The 19,467-nt window shown below is 39.7% G+C and carries 20 protein-coding genes, 1 pseudogene and 2 other annotated features; all 21 genes and pseudogenes read left to right on the top strand.

From position 1 onward, the window contains the following. Positions 1-194: 194 nt before the first annotated feature. The gene (gene radA, locus AC06OU_RS03950) at positions 195-1,565 is read left to right on the top strand and encodes a DNA repair protein RadA (protein WP_475854111.1); all 1,371 of its coding nucleotides are present in this window, start codon (positions 195-197) and stop codon (positions 1,563-1,565) included. A gap of 226 nt (positions 1,566-1,791) precedes the next feature. Further along, positions 1,792-2,883: a PIN/TRAM domain-containing protein gene (locus AC06OU_RS03945; RefSeq protein WP_342567289.1), complete on the top strand. Its 1,092-nt coding sequence runs from the start codon at positions 1,792-1,794 to the stop codon at positions 2,881-2,883. A 66-nt stretch (positions 2,884-2,949) separates the two neighbouring features. Beyond that, positions 2,950-3,642 (top strand): 2-C-methyl-D-erythritol 4-phosphate cytidylyltransferase, encoded by a 693-nt coding sequence (gene ispD, locus AC06OU_RS03940; RefSeq protein WP_475854110.1) that lies wholly within the window; start codon positions 2,950-2,952, stop codon positions 3,640-3,642. A gap of 1 nt (position 3,643) precedes the next feature. Further along, positions 3,644-4,123 (top strand): 2-C-methyl-D-erythritol 2,4-cyclodiphosphate synthase, encoded by a 480-nt coding sequence (gene ispF / locus AC06OU_RS03935; protein ID WP_475854109.1) that lies wholly within the window; start codon positions 3,644-3,646, stop codon positions 4,121-4,123. A gap of 146 nt (positions 4,124-4,269) precedes the next feature. Continuing rightward, positions 4,270-5,733 carry a glutamate--tRNA ligase gene (gene gltX, locus AC06OU_RS03930; protein ID WP_475854107.1) on the top strand — a complete coding sequence of 488 codons (1,464 nt, stop codon included), beginning with the start codon at positions 4,270-4,272 and terminating at the stop codon, positions 5,731-5,733. A gap of 54 nt (positions 5,734-5,787) precedes the next feature. Continuing rightward, positions 5,788-6,005: a binding site (T-box leader), on the top strand. Positions 6,006-6,053: 48 nt separating this feature from the next. After that, entirely contained in the window at positions 6,054-6,728 is a 675-nt protein-coding gene (cysE, locus tag AC06OU_RS03925) for a serine O-acetyltransferase (protein WP_342560051.1), read from the top strand. Continuing rightward, positions 6,709-8,109 carry a cysteine--tRNA ligase gene (gene cysS, locus AC06OU_RS03920; RefSeq protein WP_475854105.1) on the top strand — a complete coding sequence of 467 codons (1,401 nt, stop codon included), beginning with the start codon at positions 6,709-6,711 and terminating at the stop codon, positions 8,107-8,109. Before cysE ends, cysS begins: the two co-directional genes overlap by 20 nt. 59 nt (positions 8,110-8,168) lie before the next feature. After that, positions 8,169-8,531, top strand: a complete 363-nt coding sequence (locus AC06OU_RS03915) for a Mini-ribonuclease 3 (protein ID WP_475854114.1) — start codon at positions 8,169-8,171, stop codon at positions 8,529-8,531. Next, positions 8,531-9,292 (top strand): 23S rRNA (guanosine(2251)-2'-O)-methyltransferase RlmB, encoded by a 762-nt coding sequence (gene rlmB, locus AC06OU_RS03910; protein ID WP_169359387.1) that lies wholly within the window; start codon positions 8,531-8,533, stop codon positions 9,290-9,292. The genes AC06OU_RS03915 and rlmB overlap by 1 nt, the downstream gene beginning before the upstream one ends. 4 nt (positions 9,293-9,296) lie before the next feature. Then, positions 9,297-9,806: an NYN domain-containing protein gene (locus AC06OU_RS03905; RefSeq protein WP_298472443.1), complete on the top strand. Its 510-nt coding sequence runs from the start codon at positions 9,297-9,299 to the stop codon at positions 9,804-9,806. 44 nt (positions 9,807-9,850) lie between these two features. After that, positions 9,851-10,522, top strand: coding sequence for an RNA polymerase sporulation sigma factor SigH (gene sigH, locus AC06OU_RS03900; protein WP_169359385.1), 672 nt, complete (start codon positions 9,851-9,853; stop codon positions 10,520-10,522). A 74-nt stretch (positions 10,523-10,596) separates the two neighbouring features. Then, entirely contained in the window at positions 10,597-10,746 is a 150-nt protein-coding gene (gene rpmG, locus AC06OU_RS03895) for a 50S ribosomal protein L33 (RefSeq protein ID WP_298472447.1), read from the top strand. A gap of 41 nt (positions 10,747-10,787) precedes the next feature. Continuing rightward, a complete protein-coding gene (secE, locus tag AC06OU_RS03890) occupies positions 10,788-10,973 on the top strand; it encodes a preprotein translocase subunit SecE (RefSeq protein ID WP_475854101.1) in 186 nt (61 codons plus the stop codon). 101 nt (positions 10,974-11,074) lie between these two features. Further along, positions 11,075-11,608: a transcription termination/antitermination protein NusG gene (nusG, locus tag AC06OU_RS03885; RefSeq protein ID WP_169359382.1), complete on the top strand. Its 534-nt coding sequence runs from the start codon at positions 11,075-11,077 to the stop codon at positions 11,606-11,608. 165 nt (positions 11,609-11,773) lie between these two features. Next, positions 11,774-12,199: a 50S ribosomal protein L11 gene (rplK, locus tag AC06OU_RS03880; RefSeq protein WP_169359381.1), complete on the top strand. Its 426-nt coding sequence runs from the start codon at positions 11,774-11,776 to the stop codon at positions 12,197-12,199. 128 nt (positions 12,200-12,327) lie between these two features. Continuing rightward, positions 12,328-13,020 (top strand): 50S ribosomal protein L1, encoded by a 693-nt coding sequence (rplA, locus tag AC06OU_RS03875; RefSeq protein ID WP_475854099.1) that lies wholly within the window; start codon positions 12,328-12,330, stop codon positions 13,018-13,020. Positions 13,021-13,062: 42 nt separating this feature from the next. Continuing rightward, positions 13,063-13,206 (top strand) — a sequence feature (ribosomal protein L10 leader region). 32 nt (positions 13,207-13,238) lie between these two features. Next, complete coding sequence (gene rplJ / locus AC06OU_RS03870) at positions 13,239-13,739, top strand: 50S ribosomal protein L10 (RefSeq protein WP_169359379.1); 501 nt, start codon at positions 13,239-13,241, stop codon at positions 13,737-13,739. Between the two features lie 70 nt (positions 13,740-13,809). After that, positions 13,810-14,172: a 50S ribosomal protein L7/L12 gene (rplL, locus tag AC06OU_RS03865; protein WP_169359378.1), complete on the top strand. Its 363-nt coding sequence runs from the start codon at positions 13,810-13,812 to the stop codon at positions 14,170-14,172. A gap of 77 nt (positions 14,173-14,249) precedes the next feature. Beyond that, positions 14,250-14,852 (top strand): class I SAM-dependent methyltransferase, encoded by a 603-nt coding sequence (locus AC06OU_RS03860; RefSeq protein ID WP_169359377.1) that lies wholly within the window; start codon positions 14,250-14,252, stop codon positions 14,850-14,852. 228 nt (positions 14,853-15,080) lie between these two features. Beyond that, positions 15,081-18,635, top strand: a complete 3,555-nt coding sequence (gene rpoB / locus AC06OU_RS03855; protein WP_475854097.1) for a DNA-directed RNA polymerase subunit beta — start codon at positions 15,081-15,083, stop codon at positions 18,633-18,635. A gap of 134 nt (positions 18,636-18,769) precedes the next feature. Then, a pseudogene (locus AC06OU_RS03850) lies at positions 18,770-19,467 on the top strand (DNA-directed RNA polymerase subunit beta'); the annotation flags it as partial.

Raw genomic sequence — 19,467 nt, 5'->3', positions numbered from 1 at the left:
TCCTCGCTTTTCTCCATTTGCCTGTCGGGGCAGTACAGGCGATTATGCTTTTCAAGATGTCTAGCTTCATCGCCTTGCCCCTCGGGTCAAATGGATAAAAGCTCCGGTGGCTGAGGAACTGCCTCCTCGCTTTTCTCCATTTGCCTGTCGGGGCAGAACAGGCGATTATGCTTTTCTTATTATAGGAGGATTTTATGGCAAAAAAGAAAACGAAATTTATGTGTAACTCATGTGGCTATGAGGCTGCCAAATGGATGGGGAGATGTCCAGGGTGTGGAGAATGGAACACGATGGTGGAAGAGGTAGAGGTTGTCTCTAAGGGTCCTAGACATTCTTTTCAGCATTCCTCTGGAGTCACTCAAAAAGCAACGCCTATTATATCTATTGAAACGATTGATGAGCCTCGTGTACAAACAGATTTAGTAGAATTGAATCGGGTCTTAGGTGGAGGAATTGTGCCAGGCTCCCTAGTTTTAATTGGGGGAGATCCAGGTATAGGTAAATCAACGCTTCTTTTACAAGTTTCTGCACTTCTTGCGAATAAGGGAGAAAGAGTCCTCTACATTTCTGGAGAAGAATCCATCCGCCAGACGAAACTCCGAGCTGAACGTCTAGGAGTTACTTCAAACGAACTTTATATCTATTCGGAAACTAATCTAGAGCTGATAAATGAAACAATCGATCAAGTAAGTCCGCGTTTTGTAATCGTGGATTCTATACAAACCGTGCATCACCCAGAAGTAACGAGTGCACCAGGTAGCGTGTCTCAAGTACGTGAAAGTACTGCTGAGCTGATGCGTATCGCGAAGACTAAAAATATTGCAATCTTTTTAGTTGGTCATGTAACTAAGGAAGGGCAAATCGCCGGACCGAGGATTCTTGAGCATATGGTAGATACGGTTTTATATTTTGAGGGTGAGCGTCATCACAATCATCGTATATTGCGTTCACAAAAAAATAGATTTGGGTCGACTAATGAGATTGCTATTTTTGAAATGGTACAACAGGGTCTAAAGGAAGTACTGAATCCTTCTGAGTTATTTTTGCAGGAGCGTTCTCATGGAGCAGCAGGCTCTGCAATCGTCGCGTCTATGGAAGGGACAAGACCGATCTTAGTAGAGATTCAAGCGCTAGTCACACAGTCGAGTTTTAACTATCCAAAAAGAATGGCTACAGGGATTGACCAAAATAGAATTTCCTTGTTGATGGCAGTGCTAGAAAAACGCATGGGACTGCTACTTCAAACGCAAGACGCCTATATAAAAGTTGCTGGTGGAGTAAAATTAGACGAACCTGCCATCGATTTAGCCGTCCTAGTAAGTATTGTCTCTAGTTTTAGAGATATAGGTGTTGCTTCAACTGACTGTTTTATAGGAGAAGTCGGATTAACTGGTGAGGTAAGAAGAGTTTCGAGGATTGAACAAAGAGTGCAAGAGGCTTCAAAGCTTGGCTTTAAACGAGCAATCATCCCAGCATCGAATATGGGAGGCTGGGACTATCCAAAGGGACTTCAGGTCATTGGTGTAGAATCAGTAAATGAAGTGATGAAGGAAGCTTTTTCTTAACTGACTATAGTAGGACAAACTACTCGAGGTAATAGGAGAGAAGATACGGTGGTGGGGAACTTCCACCTGCTTTCTAAAATACGTATACTTCTGGCTGGTAATGTAAACTATGTATAAGTAAACTTTTGATACTAGTATTGCTGCGTAGGTTAGCCTTACTCATACGTCAAAATAGGCATAGAGCCATAAAAGGAAGTATAATAAAATTTAAACGGAGGTGGAATATTTGTTAAAGTGGATTATTCAAATTGCTTTTGTATTAATAGGTGGTACATTAGGGTTGCTATTCTTACCGCACTTATATGAACTGATTAATTTATCCAACAACTCTTTTATTAACAATGTATATGTTTCTGTATTGATCGGAGCAATCATGCTGTATGTAGCTGCGCTATTTTTAACAGATTATTTAATTCATTTCATCAAATGGATGGAGGAAAGACTGTTAAAGGCACCTATTGGTGATTTGTTGTTTGGGACGTTAGGGATGGTCATCGGTTTAATCGTAGCCTTCTTTTTAGGGTCAGCGGTGTCGAGTATTGAATTTCCAGTCATTCGGTCTGTTGCTCCAGTTCTATTGACCATTATTTTAGGGTATTTAGGATTCCAGGTAGGTTATAAAAAGAGAGATGAATTGTTACATGTGTTTACTCCATCCTCTAAGCTTCCTACGTTGAAGAAAAAAACAGCAGAGGAAGAAGAACAGGCCCTGCCATTGGGTACTTATAAGCTCTTGGACACAAGTGTGATCATTGATGGAAGAATAGCTGATATTTCTGAAACTGGCTTTATGGAAGGGGTACTAGTTGTCCCTCAATTTGTGCTAACAGAGCTTCAGCATATTGCAGATTCTTCTGATACACTTAAACGCACAAGAGGTCGCCGAGGCTTAGACGTTCTAAACAAATTAAAGGATGAAAGAAGCACTGCGGTTTTAATAGTGGAAGAAGACTTCGAGGATGTCCAAGAAGTTGATTTAAAACTGATGCGTCTAGCTAAAAAAATGGGCGGCATAGTAGTAACAAATGATTTTAACCTAAACAAGGTTTGTGAGTTGCATCAGGTTCGTGTATTGAATATTAATGACTTAGCAAATGCCGTTAAACCGGTAGTTATTCCCGGGGAAATAATGCATGTAGTTGTGATTAAAGATGGTAAAGAGCATAATCAAGGGGTAGCTTATTTAGACGATGGGACGATGATTGTTGTAGAAGGCGGTAAAGCTTATATCGGACAAGCTATTAATGTGGAAGTGACGAGTGTTCTCCAAACATCAGCAGGACGAATGATCTTTGCGAAACCCCAAGAAACTAAATAAGTAGGAGGGGGTGTTTCCTTTGTGGAGCATACCCTTTTTCTTTGTAATATAGGAGGTACGTAATTAATGTTGTATACAGTAATCTTACCTGCCGCGGGAAGTGGCAAAAGGATGGGAGCAGGTCACAACAAACTTTTTATCGAATTAAGTAATATACCAGTTTTAATACATACGCTTAGAGTTTTTGAACAAGACCCTGACTGTGCTCATATTGTTTTAGTGATAAAAAAAGAAGAAAAATCATATATAGAACAGCTGCTTGAGCAATATTCCATCCAAAAGGTGTCCGCCATTGTAGAAGGTGGCTCTGAAAGGCAGCATAGTGTGTATGCGGGCTTGAAGGCTAGTCCTGCTAAAGGAATTGTATTGGTGCATGATGCTGCTAGACCATTTGTTCAGCAGGAAGTGATTCATCAGTTAGTCCAAGCTGCTGATCAATTCGGCGCAGCAGTTGCGGCAGTACGTGCAAAGGATACGATGAAAAAGGTTCACAATGGTATAATACAGGAAACGGTTGATCGAGAGAGTCTTTGGATTATCCAAACACCTCAAGCTTTTCAATATGATGTATTGGAAAATGCCGAAAGAATCGCAGAGCAGGAATCCTTTTTAGGGACAGACGAGGCTATGCTAGTAGAGAAGCAAGGTGGAAATGTCCACATCGTGGAGAGTACCTATGATAACGTAAAGGTAACCACTCAAGAGGACTTATTGTTAGGTGAAGTAATTTTAAATAAACGAAAGCAGGAGGATAAATAAATTGTTAAGAATAGGACAAGGCTTTGATGTACATGAATTTGCAGATAACCGCCCATTAATCATAGGTGGGATAACGATTCCTTATGAAAGAGGTTTAATCGGTCACTCGGATGCAGATGTGTTACTCCATACCATTACAGATGCAGCGCTAGGAGCAATTGGAGAAGGAGACATTGGGAGACATTTCCCTGATACGGATCCTGACTTTAAAGATGCAGATTCGGCGAAATTGCTCGAGTATATTTGGAAACTAGTAGATGCAAAAGGCTATAAACTTGGAAATGTAGATTGCACGATAATAGCTCAGATGCCTAAAATGGCCCCATACATAGAGCAAATCCGCTCAAAGGTGGCAGAGCTTCTGCAAGCTGATGTCTCTCAGGTCAATGTAAAGGCAACGACTACCGAAAAGCTAGGGTTTACTGGGCGTGGGGAAGGGATTGCTTCGATGGCAACTATCCTTTTAATAAAAAAAGACTAGCTTTAAAAATGCTACACGCAGTGGTAGAATAGATAAAGTTTACTACTTTAGCGAAACAGGCAACAATCGAGTTGTCTTTCAACGGTTTAATTCCACTTTCCAGATAATGGTTTAATTTAAACGTAAGATAATTAGGAGGATTTATAATGACACAAGAAGTTCGCGTACGCTATGCACCAAGTCCTACAGGAAATCTCCATATTGGAGGGGCACGTACTGCATTATTCAATTATTTATATGCTCGCCACCATAATGGGAAATTTATCGTTCGTATTGAAGACACAGATATTGAGAGAAATATTGAAGGCGGAGAATTATCACAGCTGGATAACTTAAAGTGGCTAGGAATGGAATACGATGAATCAGTAGATATCGGTGGACCTTATGCACCTTATCGCCAAATGGAGCGTTTAGATATTTACACGAAACATGCAGAGGAAATGCTAGAAAAAGGCCATGCTTATAAATGTTTCTGTACTTCTGAGGAATTAGAAGCTGACCGTGAGCAACAAAAAGAAAATGGTGTAGCTGCTCCGATGTATAACGGAAAATGCAGACATTTATCTAAAGAAGAAGTACAAGAGAAGGAAGCGGCAGGAACACCTTATACGATTCGTATGCGTGTGCCTGAAAATGTAACGTATAAGTTTGACGATCTAGTTCGTGGAACTGTGTCCTTTGAATCCAAAGATGTTGGTGACTGGGTTCTTGTCAAAGCAAATGGCATTCCAACCTATAACTACGCAGTAGTATTAGATGATCACTTAATGGAGATTACGCATGTATTCCGAGGTGAAGAGCATTTATCAAATACTCCAAAACAATTAATGGTATTTGACGTTTTTGGCTGGGAATATCCTAAGTACGGACACATGACGTTAATCATCAACGAAAGCCGTAAAAAATTATCTAAACGTGATGAATCAATCATACAATTTGTAGCACAATATAAAGACTTAGGGTATCTTCCAGAAGCAATGTTCAACTTCTTTGCTCTATTAGGCTGGTCTCCTGAAGGGGAAGAAGAAATCTTCTCTAAAGAGGAATTCATTAAACAATTTGATGTAGCTCGTCTTTCGAAATCACCATCAATGTTCGATAAGCAAAAACTAACTTGGATGAACAATCAATACATTAAGCAACTTCCACTAGAAAAAGTAGTAGAGCTTGCGTTGCCACATCTACAAAAAGAAGGGCTTCTTCCAGAGGAATTATCTGAGGAGCAGCAAGTATGGGCTACAAATTTAATAGGACTTTACCATGATCAAATGAGCTTTGGAGCAGAAATTATTGAGTTGTCATCATTGTTCTTTAACGACGATGTTGCATATAATGAAGAAGCTCTTGAAGTATTGACTGGTGAACAAGTACCAGAGGTTATGGCTGCCTTTAAAGCACAGTTAGAGGCTCTAGAAACATTTGAACCTGCAGAAATTAAAGCATCGATTAAAGCGGTACAAAAGGAAACTGGTCATAAGGGGAAAAACCTATTTATGCCTATCCGTGTCGTAACTACTGGCCAGACACATGGTCCGGAATTAGCTGATGCAATTAGCTTAATCGGAAAAGAAAAAGTAATTGCTAGAGTTTCCAAATACGCTAAACAATAAAATTGACTTTTCCACTGCAAGGTGTGAAAATGAGTGTAATTCATGAACGAAGTAAAGAAAGCTAAGAAGAGGAGAAGTACGTAACGCAAGTTCCTTAGAGAGGACCATCACCGGCTGAAAGTGGTCTGAACCTATGAGTTATGGAAATGCACCTCGGAGCGCCAAGCCGAACGATTAGTAGGCTGGACGTATCATCTGCGTTAAAGATGTGAAGTGGGAAAGATATACATCTTTCCAATCAGAGTGGAACCGCGCAAAACAGCGTCTCTGTCTATATTTATAGACAGAGACTTTTTTTATGGAAAAAAGGAGTGATTATCGTGTTTGAGCGGATGAAAGAAGATATAGAGGTAGTGTTTGAACAGGATCCCGCTGCTACTAGTAAGTTGGAGGTTATATTAACCTATGCAGGCTTACATGCAGTTTGGAGCCATAGGTTAGCACACGTCTTTTATAAAAGGAAATGGTTTTTCCTTGCAAGGCTAATCTCCCAAATCAGCAGGTTCTTTACAGGTATAGAAATCCATCCTGGAGCGGTGATAGGCAGACGCTTCTTTATCGACCATGGTTCAGGGGTGGTTATTGGAGAAACCTGTGAGATAGGAGACGATTGTACGATCTATCAAGGCGTTACCTTAGGGGGAACTGGTAAAGAAAAAGGAAAGCGTCACCCTACTCTTAAGAATAATGTCTTAGTAGCTACTGGAGCTAAGGTGTTGGGGTCTATCACAATCGGTGACAACAGTAAGGTAGGAGCAGGCTCCGTCGTCCTAAAGGATGTACCAGAAGATTCTACGGTAGTTGGCATACCTGGTGTAGTCGTCATTCAAAATGGTAAAAAGGTAAAAAGAAACTTAGATCATCAAGATCTTCCTGATCCATTTGCAGATCGTTGCAAGGAAATGGAAGATAAGATTAAGCAACTACAGGAAGAAATAGTTCAATTGCTAGAGGAAAAGGAGAGAGCCAATCGCCATGACAATTCAAATCTTTAATTCACTAAAACGTGAGAAGGAACCATTTGTGCCAATAGAAGAAGGAAAGGTAAAGATGTATGTATGCGGTCCAACGGTATACAATTACATCCATATCGGTAACGCACGACCGGTTATCGTATATGACACGGTCCGAAAGTATTTGCAATATCGTGGATACGATGTGACATTCGTAAGTAATTTTACTGATGTAGACGACAAGATTATTAAAGCAGCCAACGAACTCGGTGAAGATGTATCGGAGCTTACGGATCGTTTTATTAAAGCTTATTATGCAGACGTAGAGGCACTAGGATGCACAAAGGCAGACTCCCATCCTCGTGTAACGGAACATATGGATGAAATTATAGACTTTATTAAAGTGCTAGTAGAAAAAGGCTATGCTTATGAATCACAAGGCGACGTTTACTACCGTACGAGAAAGTTTGAAGGGTACGGAAAGCTTTCTCATCAGTCCGTAGATGACTTAAAGGTAGGAGCACGAATTGAGCGTGGAGAGAAGAAAGAAGACGCGTTAGACTTCGCTCTATGGAAAGCTGCAAAGCCTGGTGAGATATTCTGGGAAAGTCCATGGGGGCAAGGTCGACCAGGTTGGCACATTGAGTGCTCTGTTATGGCACGTGAGATTTTGGGAGACACAATTGATATACACGCTGGTGGTCAGGATTTAACTTTTCCTCACCATGAAAACGAGATTGCTCAATCTGAGGCTAGAACTGGAAAAACCTTTGCTAGGTATTGGATGCATAACGGTTATATCAATATAGACAATGAAAAAATGTCTAAGTCACTTGGTAACTTTGTATTGGTGAATGATATTCGTAAGCAAATTAATCCGCAAGTGCTCCGATTCTTTATGCTAAGTGTTCATTACCGTAACCCAATTAACTATTCTCAAGAGCTTGTAGAGCAGGCAGAGGCAGGGTTAGACCGTATTCGTACTTCATATGAAAATGTGCTTCACCGTTTGAATACAACAGCGGATTTAGGTGACCAGCATGATATATGGCTGCACAAAATACAAGAGGTTAAGCAACAATTTGAAACGGCAATGGATGATGATTTTAATACTGCCAATGGGATAGCTGCATTATTTGAATTATCTAAGCTAGCGAATACTTATCTATTAGAAAAGCAAACATCTGAAGAAGTATTAAAACAATTTATATCCATTTTGGATTTATTAACTGCAGTTCTTGGAATTACCATTTCAAAGGAGCAAGAGGTGTTGGATGAAGAAATTGATGCGCTTATCGAAGAACGTAACCAAGCGAGAAAAGATCGAAATTTTGCTCGTGCGGATGAAATTAGAGATCAGCTGAAGGAAATGAATATTATTTTAGAAGATACTGCCCAAGGTATCCGATGGAAGCGTGGGTGACCCTCGTGGAATTTAAATTATCTGATGTAAAGCAACTTAACTCTTTAGCCTTAGCTTATATGGGTGATGCGGTGTTCGAACAAGAAGTTCGAGAACACCTCATCCGCTCAGGGCGGGTTAGACCAAACATCCTTCACAAAGAAGCAACAAATTACGTGTCTGCCAAGGCACAAGCAACAATCGTTAAAGAAATGTTAAACACTAATTTCTTAACTGAGGAAGAAGAGGCTGTCTTAAGAAGAGGAAGAAACGCCAAATCTGGAACGGTCCCTAAAAATACAGACGTTTTGACGTATCATTACAGTACAGCGTTTGAAGCTGTTATTGGTAGCTTATACTTAAGTGAGCAAGCAGATCGTTTGCAAGAGGTGCTGCGATTTTCCATTGAATTTATCGATGGTCAAAAGGGAGAGAAAAAATAATGATAGAGAAATCCGAACAAACTGGTGAAATTATTGCTGGTAAAAATCCAGTCGTAGAAGCACTGCGTTCTGGAAGAGACATGAATAAGGTCTGGATAGCTGAAGGTATTCAAAAAAGTGGTGTTACAGAAATCATACAATTGGCGAAGGAAGCAGGAATTATCGTTCAGTTTGTCCCAAAGAAAAAGCTGGACAATTTAACCGATGCAAATCATCAAGGGATTGTAGCTTCAGTTGCTGCTTACAAATATGCAGAATTAGATGATTTATTTAATCTAGCTGCAAGTAAAAAAGAGGATCCACTTTTTATCATTTTAGATGAAATTGAGGACCCACATAACCTAGGCTCCATTATGCGAACTGCGGATGCGGTAGGAGCACATGGTATTATCATTCCGAAGAGAAGAGCTGTTGGGTTAACAGCAGTAGTAGCAAAAGCTTCTACGGGTGCAATTGAGCATGTGCCAGTTTATCGTGCCGGGAACTTGGCTCAAACAGTGGACGAGCTTAAAGAGCGTGGAGTGTGGATTGCAGGAACAGATGCTGCCAAGTCAACAGATTATAGAAATATGGATGCTACCCTCCCGTTAGCACTCATTATTGGAAGTGAAGGAAAAGGGATGAGTCGATTATTGAAAGATAAATGCGACTTTCTTTACCATTTGCCGATGGTTGGTCATGTAACTAGCTTGAATGCGTCCGTTGCTACGTCAATCCTTCTATACGAAGTTTTGCGCGTAAGAAACCCGCTTAAACAATAAAATCATGCAGATTCTACTTGTCGATGGTTATAATATCATCGGCGCATGGAGCGAGTTAAGAAAACTAAAAAATGATAAATTACTAGATGCTAGAGATAGACTAATCGAGCAAATGGCAGAATATAAAGCATTTACTGGTATACGAGTAATTGTAGTGTTTGATGCCCACTTAGTACCGGGTATAGAAAACAAAAAGAAACAATATGATGTGGAAATTATCTTTACAAGAAAAAATGAAACCGCAGATGAACGAATTGAAAAGATGACTCGGGAGTTAAGTGGTAGGCGCGTGCAAATTTATGTTGCTACCTCTGATATGACAGAGCAACGAGTCATATTTGGACAAGGTGCGCTAAGAAAATCTGCAAGAGAGTTAGAAATTGAAATGATTTCTATTTCCTCGAATATTACGAAAAAAGTGAAGAATATCCAAGAAGCTAAGCCGTCTTCGACCATTGATTTATCAGAAGAAGTAGCGGAAATTTTCGAAAAATGGCGAAGAGGAATGAAATGACTCATTGACGCTATAAATTTGAATCCTGTATACTGATGGTAAATATGTCTAATTTAGCTGAGGTGACTTCATTGGAAAAGACAGAGCTGAATCTACAACAATTGGATAGTTTACTAGATGAAGAGCTTGTAGAAATGGTTCATCAAGGAAACACCGAAGCGCTAGATTATTTAATAACGAAATACCGTTCATTTGTGAGAATGAAAGGTAGATCCTATTTTTTAATAGGTGCGGATAAGGAAGATATACTTCAAGAAGGAATGATTGGACTATATAAGGCGATTCGTGATTTCAAAGAGGAAAAGCTTTCTTCTTTTAGGGCATTTGCTGAATTATGTATTACAAGGCAGATCATTACTGCTATTAAAACAGCTACCAGGCAAAAGCATATTCCGCTCAATTCATATATTTCCTTGGACAAGCCGATCTATGATGAGGAATCAGATCGGACACTTATGGATATTATCGCAGGATCTGTGGTAGACGACCCAGAAGAGTTAATCATAAACAGAGAGAACTATGATTACATGGAAGGTAAAATGGGTGAAATTTTAAGCGAGCTTGAACAGCAGGTGCTCTCCTTATATCTAGATGGCCAATCCTATCAAGAGATATCCGAGGAATTGAATAGACATGTTAAGTCTATCGATAACGCCTTGCAAAGAGTAAAGCGTAAGCTAGAGCGTTATATGGAGATTGGAAGTAATTATGCATAATTTGGGATTTTGTTGACACAGTAAGTCTAAGGTGATAATCTTGAAAAAGACTTATACACCAAAAAGGTGAGATTATGACTAAAAAAATCGTCTTGAGTTGCGTAGAATGTGGTAATCGCAATTATACAGTTCCAGCGTCTAAAGATAGCGGTTCTGTTCGTATAGAGAGAAAAAAATACTGCACGCATTGTAATGCTCATACAGTACACAAACAAACATTATGAGTATGTAAGAAGATAGATATTCCATGTGGAGGTTCAACTAAATGGCTAATATTAGTGGGTTTTTTAAAAACGTAGGGTCAGAAATGAGAAAAGTAAGTTGGCCAAAACGCAAAGAGCTAACACGGTACACAATCATTGTGCTTGCAACAGTAGTAGTAATGGCTGTATTCTTTGCAGTAGTGGACTTAGGTATTTCTGAATTGTTCCGTTGGTACTTGGAGTTATAAGTTTGTAGCATGTAAATATCTGAAAATAGCCCGTCTTAGTCAACGAACGGGTTTTTTCATTTGTCTTAGAAAAGGAGGGAAGGACATCTAGTCCTGACACTATGGAAAAAAATTGGTATGTCGTTCATACGTACTCTGGGTATGAAAATAAAGTAAAAGCAAATTTAGAAAAGCGTGTAGAAACAATGGGGATGTCTGACAAGATATTCCGAGTGTTCATCCCGGAACAAGAAGAAACAGATTTTAAAGATGGGAAAAAACGTGTGGTTACAAGAAAAACATTCCCTGGGTATGTTTTTGTAGAGTTAATCATGACGGACGACGCTTGGTATGTAGTACGTAACACACCAGGAGTAACTGGATTCCTAGGTTCATCAGGTGGAGGGACAAAACCAACACCGCTTGCTCCAGAAGAGGTTCAATCTATGCTGAAGCAAATGGGTATGAACGATCGCAAAGTCGAGGTAGATTTCTCAGTTGGAGAATTAGTAGAAGTACTAGAAGGGCCATTTGCTCATTTCCAAGGTAAAGTAGAAGCAATCGAGGCAGAAAAAGGAAAAGTTACTGTTTCTATAGATATGTTCGGACGCGAAACGAATATGGAGCTAGATTTCGAACAAGTAATTAAAGTATAATTTATACTTGCTAAAAAAATGGATAAGTGGTATCATTTCAAAGGTCAGACTGAAAAAAAGTCTGCATGAATTTTCTAAATGTTATCAGCGCAGAGCTGAGAGACAGATATTTGAGTGGGAGGGGCAACCCAATTACCACATCACGGACTTAAGGAGGTGTGTCTCGTGGCTAAAAAAGTGATTAAAGTTGTTAAATTACAAATTCCTGCTGGTAAAGCTAATCCAGCTCCACCGGTTGGTCCTGCATTAGGACAAGCAGGTGTTAATATCATGGGATTCTGTAAGGAGTTCAACGCACGTACTGCTGATCAAGCAGGTCTAATCATTCCGGTTGAAATTTCTGTATTTGAAGATCGTTCTTTTACTTTCATTACAAAAACTCCGCCGGCAGCAGTGTTACTTAAAGTAGCAGCAGGAATTCAATCTGGATCAGGTGAACCGAACCGCGTTAAAGTGGCGACAGTTAAACGTGAAAAAGTTCGCGAAATCGCTGAACAAAAAATGCCAGATCTAAACGCTGCATCTGTTGAAACAGCTATGTTGATGGTTGAAGGTACAGCACGTAGCATGGGTATTACGATCGAAGACTAATACTTTATGTGATTTTGATATGAAGCAATTGTTTTTTGGAAGGTTGTAGTTGTTCCTTAGAATAACTGCAACCTTTACACGTGGGAGGTTTATTCCGCTAAAACCACTATCAAGGAGGACATTTTAAAATGGCTAACAAAGGTAAAAAGTTACAAGAAGCTGCTAAATTAGTTGACAAAAATACTACGTATTCAGCTAAAGAAGCAATTGAACTTGCTAAAAAAACTAGCACAGTTAATTTTGATGCAACAGTTGAAGTTGCTTTCCGTCTAGGAATTGATACTCGTAAAAACGACCAACAAATCCGTGGAGCAGTAGTACTTCCAAACGGAACTGGTAAAACTCAACGCGTATTAGTTTTTGCTAAAGGTGAAAAACTTAAAGAAGCTGAAGCTGCAGGTGCAGACTATGTAGGTGACGTGGAATATATCAACAAAATCCAACAAGGATGGTTTGACTTCGATGTAATCGTTGCAACTCCTGACATGATGGGTGAAGTTGGTAAAATCGGTCGAGTACTTGGACCAAAAGGTTTAATGCCAAACCCTAAAACTGGTACTGTTACATTTGATGTTACTAAAGCGATTGAAGAAATTAAAGCTGGTAAAGTAGAATACCGTGCTGACAAAGCAGGGATTATTCATGCACCTATCGGAAAAGTTTCTTTCGAAGACGACAAATTAGTAGAAAACTTCATGGCAGTATTTGAAGTAATTCAAAAAGCTAAACCAGCTGCATCAAAAGGTATTTACATGAAATCTGTAAATGTAACAACTACAATGGGCCCAGCTATTAAAGTTGACGCTCAATCAGTAAAATAATAATTGACAACCTATAGTCTATCTGATAAGATGACTTCTGTTGTGTAATATACATTTGTACCGAAGACAGTAGGAGTGACTTGTCACTTAATATCCTACCGAGGACACGTAAATTCAGATTCTAATTAGATGATGACTTTCTGCCTCTGTGTCTATCCGTAGATCAGAGGCTTGTCTTTTGTCGGTATAAATGGCCAATTCTTATAGGAGGTGCCAAGATGAGCAAAGCAATCGAAACAAAAAAAGTAATTGTAGACGATATCGCTGGTAAATTTAAAGCTGCTGCTTCAGTAGTAGTTGTTGATTACCGTGGTTTAAACGTTGCACAAGTTACAGAATTACGTAAACAACTTCGTGAAGCTGGCGTTGAGTTCAAAGTTTATAAAAACTCACTTACACGTCGTGCTACTGAAATCGCGGGTGTTGATGCGATCAACGAATTCTTAGTTGGACCAAATGCTGTTGCATTCTCTAACGAAGACGTAGTTGCTCCTGCAAAAATCATCAACGATTTTGCTAAAAAGAACGAACAATTAGAAATTAAAGCAGGGATCATCGAAGGTAACGTATCTTCAGCTGAAGATGTAAAAGCACTTGCAGAACTTCCATCACGCGAAGGACTTCTTTCAATGCTTTTATCTGTACTTCAAGCTCCAGTGCGCAATTTCGCACTTGCAACAAAAGCTGTTGCAGAACAAAAAGAAGAGCAAGGCGCATAATTCATTATGCAACTCTTCAACAAAAAACCGGCTAATAGCCTAACATACCCAATAATAGGAGGAAAATAAAATGAATAATGAGCAAATCTTAGAAGCTATCAAATCAATGACAGTTCTTGAATTAAACGACTTAGTAAAAGCAATCGAAGAAGAATTCGGTGTTACTGCTGCTGCACCTGTAGCTGCTGCTGCTGGTGGCGGTGCTGCTGCTGCTGAAGAGCAAACTGAATTTGACGTAATCCTTGCATCTGCAGGCGACCAAAAAATTAAAGTAATCAAAGTAGTTCGTGAAATCACTGGTCTTGGCTTGAAAGAAGCTAAAGAAGTAGTAGATAACGCTCCTAAAGCTATTAAAGAAGGCGTATCTAAAGAAGATGCAGAAGCTATGAAAGCTCAACTTGAAGAAGTAGGCGCTAACGTAGAAGTTAAGTAATTTCTGGTACAACTCGGGGAAAAAGCTCGTCTATATACGACGGGCTTTTCTTCGTATGTATGATGGAGGGTTAAACGGTGTCTGAACATTATTATTCTAGAAAACCTCAAACGGAAAGTAAGCCTCAACATTGGAATTTTAAATTACTTGGTCATAATTTTCGGTTTGAAACAGATGCTGGTGTATTTAGTAAGAGCGAAGTAGATTTTGGCTCCCGTGTATTAATTGATGCTTTTAGTGCCCCAGATCTCGAAGGAGATATATTGGATGTGGGCTGTGGGTACGGTCCAATTGGACTTGCCGTTGCAAAAGCAAATGAAGAAAGAACAGTTCATTTAGTAGATGTTAACACACGTGCAATCCAACTTGCAGTAAAAAATGCGGCTGCTAACGGGGTACAAAATGTGCGAATCTATGAAAGTGATGGGTTGTCAGCAGTGGAAACTGCAAACTTTGCGGCTATTATAACTAATCCACCTATTCGCGCTGGAAAAGAGACTATATTTCGTTTCTATAAGGATTCCTATGAAAAATTAGTTTCAGGGGGAGAATTGTGGGTTGTAATTCAAAAGAAACAAGGGGCACCATCTACTTTTAGTTTTTTAGAAGAGATTTTTGGTCAAGTAGAAGTTGTGAACAAAGAAAAAGGTTATTGGATTATAAAAGGTACAAAAGATTGACTTGACAAAATCGCTATGATATTATAATAAAATGCAAAAATATTATTTTGAGGACTTATGCCCTTTTGTATAAAAGCTATACTTTATGGGTATACTGGCCGAGAAAAGTTTGGTGAATCAAAAATGAGCTCTTATTAAGAACTCGTTTTCTTTTTGTCTTTCGATATCATACACCAAAATGTCTATATCGAAAAGACCTAATATCGCTTTAATTGAGGGGTGAATGAGTTGACAGGTCAACTAGTTCAGTACGGACAACACCGCCAGCGTAGAAGTTTTGCGCGTATTAGTGAGGTGCTAGAGTTACCGAATCTTATTGAGATTCAAACAGCATCTTATGAATGGTTCCTTGAAGAAGGTTTACGTGAAATGTTTAAAGATATTTCACCAATCGAGGATTTTACAGGCAATCTATCATTGGAATTTGTCGACTATAGTTTGAATGAACCAAAGTATTCAGTCGATGAATCAAAAGAACGTGACGCAACATACGCAGCACCACTACGCGTAAAAGTACGTCTTCATAACAAAGAAACGGATGAAGTGAAGGAACAAGATGTCTTTATGGGTGATTTCCCACTAATGACAGAAACCGGAACTTTCGTAATTAATGGTGCTGAGCGAGTAATCGTATCTCAGCTAGTCCGTTCACCAAGTGTATACTTCCATGACAAAACTGACAAAAATGGTAAAAAAGGCTTTGGTGCTACAGTTATTCCTAACCGTGGTGCATGGCTGGAATACGAGATTGATGCAAAGGACGTAGTTTACGTTCGTATTGATAGAACTCGTAAATTACCAGTAACTGTTTTACTTCGTGCTTTAGGCTTCGGTTCAGATCAAGAAATCATTGATTTAATCGGTGACAATGAGTATTTACGTAACACGCTTGAAAAGGACAATACAGAAACTACTGAAAAAGCGTTATTAGAAATCTATGAGCGCTTACGTCCTGGTGAGCCACCAACAGTGGAAAGCGCAAAGAGCTTGCTATACTCTCGCTTCTTTGACCCAAAACGCTATGACCTAGCTAATGTTGGTCGTTACAAAATGAACAAAAAATTGCATATTAAAAATCGCTTATTCAACCAAACGGTAGCAGAAACGCTAGTGGATCCTGAAACAGGTGAAATCTTAGTTGAAGCTGGTACGCTGATTGATCGTCGTGTATTAGACAGACTGATTCCTCATCTGGAAAACGGAATCGGCTTTAAAACATTCTCTCAAGTAGGTGGAGTGTTAGAAGACGATATTACGGTTCAATCGATTAAAATTTATGCGCCAAATGATGAAGAGCAAAAAGAAATTAACGTAATTAGTAATGCGTATGTGGAAACAGAAGTTAAAAACATTACGCCTGCTGATATTGTTTCATCTATTGGTTACTTCTTTAACCTATTATTCAACGTTGGAAACACAGATGATATTGACCATCTTGGTAACCGTCGTTTACGTTCAGTTGGAGAGTTATTACAAAACCAATTCCGTATTGGTCTTTCTCGTATGGAACGTGTAGTTCGTGAGCGTATGTCTATTAACGATACACAAGCAATTGTTCCACAACAGCTGATAAATATTCGTCCAGTTATTGCATCTATCAAGGAATTCTTTGGTAGCTCGCAGTTATCTCAGTTCATGGACCAAACAAACCCACTTGCAGAGTTGACTCATAAGCGTCGTCTATCTGCTTTAGGACCCGGTGGTTTAACGCGTGAGCGTGCAGGGTTCGAAGTACGTGACGTTCACTACTCTCACTATGGTCGTATGTGTCCGATTGAAACTCCTGAGGGACCAAACATTGGATTAATTAACTCACTTTCCAGTTTTGCGAAAGTAAATAAATTTGGATTTATCGAAACACCATACCGTCGTGTGGATCCTGAAACAGGTCTTGTGACTTCTCGTATTGATTACCTAACAGCTGATGAAGAGGACAACTACGTTGTTGCGCAAGCAAACTCGCCACTATCTGAAGAGGGTGCTTTCAAAAACGAAGAAGTAGTTGGTCGTTTCCGTGGAGATAACACGGTATTTAGAAGAGATCAAATTGATTACATGGACGTTTCGCCGAAGCAAGTAGTTTCTGCAGCGACAGCATGTATTCCGTTCTTAGAAAATGATGACTCTAACCGTGCCCTAATGGGGGCGAACATGCAACGTCAAGCTGTTCCTCTTTTAAACCCAGAAGCTCCGTTTGTCGGAACTGGGATGGAACACGTCAATGCACGTGACTCTGGTGCAGCGGTTATTGCGAAATATCATGGTATCGTAGAACACGTAGAAGCGAAGGAAATTCGTGTACGTCGAATTGAAGAAGTGGACGGAAAAGAAGTTAAAGGTGACTTAACAACTTATAAAGTACACAAATTCGAGCGTTCTAACCATGGTACATCTATTAACCAACGTCCAATCGTTAAAGTTGGAGACCGTGTTAAACCTTTAGATATTCTTGCAGATGGTCCATCTATGGAACAAGGAGAGCTTGCACTAGGACGTAACGTACTAGTAGCCTTCATGACATGGGACGGATACAACTACGAGGATGCTGTAATTATGAGTGAACGTCTTGTGAAAGATGATGTCTATACTTCTGTGCATATAGAAGAATATGAATCAGAATCACGTGACACGAAGCTTGGGCCAGAAGAAATCACTAGAGATATTCCAAACGTCGGAGAAGATGCATTACGTAACTTAGATGACCGTGGGATTATCCGTGTTGGTGCAGAAGTAAGAGACGGAGATATTTTAGTTGGTAAAGTAACACCTAAAGGGGTTACAGAACTTACTGCTGAAGAACGTTTACTTCATGCTATTTTCGGTGAAAAAGCGCGTGAAGTTCGCGATACATCTCTACGTGTACCTCATGGTGCAGGCGGAATTGTATTAGACGTTAAAGTCTTCAATCGTGAAGATGGCGATGAGTTATCACCAGGCGTTAACCAATTAGTACGTGCTTATATCGTTCAAAAACGTAAAATCTCTGTAGGGGATAAAATGGCCGGACGACATGGTAACAAAGGGGTAATCTCTCGTATTCTACCGGAAGAAGATATGCCTTTCCTTCCAGACGGAACACCAGTAGATATTATGTTAAATCCACTAGGGGTACCTTCTCGTATGAATATCGGGCAAGTATTAGAGCTTCACTTAGGTATGGCTTCTAGACTTCTTGGTGTACACATGGCTTCACCAGTATTTGATGGTGCCAACGAGGAAGATGTTTGGAACACAATGGAAGAAGCAGGCTTAAACCGTGATGGTAAAACGACTCTATATGATGGTCGTTCAGGTGAACCATTTGATAACCGCGTATCTGTAGGGGTTATGTATATGATCAAACTTGCCCACATGGTTGATGATAAGCTTCATGCACGTTCAACAGGACCTTATTCACTTGTTACGCAACAGCCTCTTGGAGGTAAAGCGCAATTCGGTGGACAACGTTTTGGGGAGATGGAAGTATGGGCACTAGAAGCTTATGGTGCTGCTTATACATTACAAGAAATCTTAACGGTTAAATCCGATGACGTGGTTGGACGTGTGAAAACATATGAAGCGATCGTTAAAGGAGAAAGCGTTCCTGAACCAGGCGTTCCTGAATCATTCAAAGTATTGATTAAAGAACTTCAAAGCTTAGGTATGGACGTTAAGATGTTAACAATTGACGAAGAAGAAATTGAACTTCGCGATTTAGATGAAGATGACGATATTCCGGCAGCTGATGCGCTTGGTTTATTACCACTAGCTAATGAAGAAGAGCCAGTTGGAAACTTAGAGTAAGGCAAAGCAGGAATAATTGATTAGATAAAAAATCGGACAGGTGATGCCTGTCCGTATTTCCGTATTAAATTGCATTATGCAGAGCTACTTGGAAGGTCTTTCTAAAGACTCAAGACTAAAGGGAGGTAGGCTCCTTGATAGACGTTAATAATTTTGAGTATATGAAAATTGGTTTAGCTTCACCAGATAAAATTCGTTCATGGTCTTATGGAGAAGTAAAAAAACCTGAAACAATTAACTATCGTACACTAAAACCTGAAAAAGATGGGTTATTCTGTGAGCGTATTTTCGGTCCAACAAAAGACTGGGAATGTCATTGTGGTAAATACAAACGTGTTCGTTATAAAGGCGTAGTTTGTGATCGATGTGGAGTTGAGGTTACGCGTTCGAAAGTCCGTCGTGAGCGTATGGGACACATTGAATTGGCAGCTCCTGTATCACATATTTGGTATTTCAAAGGTATTCCAAGCCGTATGGGTCTGATTTTGGATATGTCTCCAAGATCACTTGAGGAAGTAATTTACTTTGCTTCTTACGTCGTAATCGAACCAGCGGATACACCTCTTGAAAAGAAACAATTACTTTCTGAAAAAGAATACCGTGCATACCGAGATAAGTTTGGAAGCAAATTCCAAGCAGCTATGGGTGCAGAGGCTATTAAGCGTCTATTATCAGAAATAGATCTAGAAAGTGAAACTGAACACCTAAAAGAAGAGTTGAAAACAGCTCAAGGTCAACGTCGTACACGTGCGATTAAACGTTTAGAAGTAGTTGAATCATTCCGTAACTCAGGGAATAAGCCAGATTGGATGATCTTAGATGTTCTTCCGGT

It is taken from the genome of Psychrobacillus sp., assembly GCF_056205495.1.
This window is presented reverse-complemented; position numbering and strand designations above follow the sequence as displayed.

What these genes read in the sequence shown, in the direction of transcription:
- radA (WP_475854111.1), top strand. Translation starts at nt 195, where the DNA reads ATGGCAAAAAAGAAAACGAAATTTATGTGTAACTCATGTGGCTATGAG.
- ispD (WP_475854110.1), top strand. Translation starts at nt 2,950, where the DNA reads ATGTTGTATACAGTAATCTTACCTGCCGCGGGAAGTGGCAAAAGGATG.
- gltX (WP_475854107.1), top strand. Translation starts at nt 4,270, where the DNA reads ATGACACAAGAAGTTCGCGTACGCTATGCACCAAGTCCTACAGGAAAT.
- cysS (WP_475854105.1), top strand. Translation starts at nt 6,709, where the DNA reads ATGACAATTCAAATCTTTAATTCACTAAAACGTGAGAAGGAACCATTT.
- AC06OU_RS03915 (WP_475854114.1), top strand. Translation starts at nt 8,169, where the DNA reads ATGGGTGATGCGGTGTTCGAACAAGAAGTTCGAGAACACCTCATCCGC.
- rlmB (WP_169359387.1), top strand. Translation starts at nt 8,531, where the DNA reads ATGATAGAGAAATCCGAACAAACTGGTGAAATTATTGCTGGTAAAAAT.
- AC06OU_RS03905 (WP_298472443.1), top strand. Translation starts at nt 9,297, where the DNA reads ATGCAGATTCTACTTGTCGATGGTTATAATATCATCGGCGCATGGAGC.
- sigH (WP_169359385.1), top strand. Translation starts at nt 9,851, where the DNA reads ATGTCTAATTTAGCTGAGGTGACTTCATTGGAAAAGACAGAGCTGAAT.
- rpmG (WP_298472447.1), top strand. Translation starts at nt 10,597, where the DNA reads ATGACTAAAAAAATCGTCTTGAGTTGCGTAGAATGTGGTAATCGCAAT.
- secE (WP_475854101.1), top strand. Translation starts at nt 10,788, where the DNA reads ATGGCTAATATTAGTGGGTTTTTTAAAAACGTAGGGTCAGAAATGAGA.
- nusG (WP_169359382.1), top strand. Translation starts at nt 11,075, where the DNA reads ATGGAAAAAAATTGGTATGTCGTTCATACGTACTCTGGGTATGAAAAT.
- rplA (WP_475854099.1), top strand. Translation starts at nt 12,328, where the DNA reads ATGGCTAACAAAGGTAAAAAGTTACAAGAAGCTGCTAAATTAGTTGAC.
- rplJ (WP_169359379.1), top strand. Translation starts at nt 13,239, where the DNA reads ATGAGCAAAGCAATCGAAACAAAAAAAGTAATTGTAGACGATATCGCT.
- rplL (WP_169359378.1), top strand. Translation starts at nt 13,810, where the DNA reads ATGAATAATGAGCAAATCTTAGAAGCTATCAAATCAATGACAGTTCTT.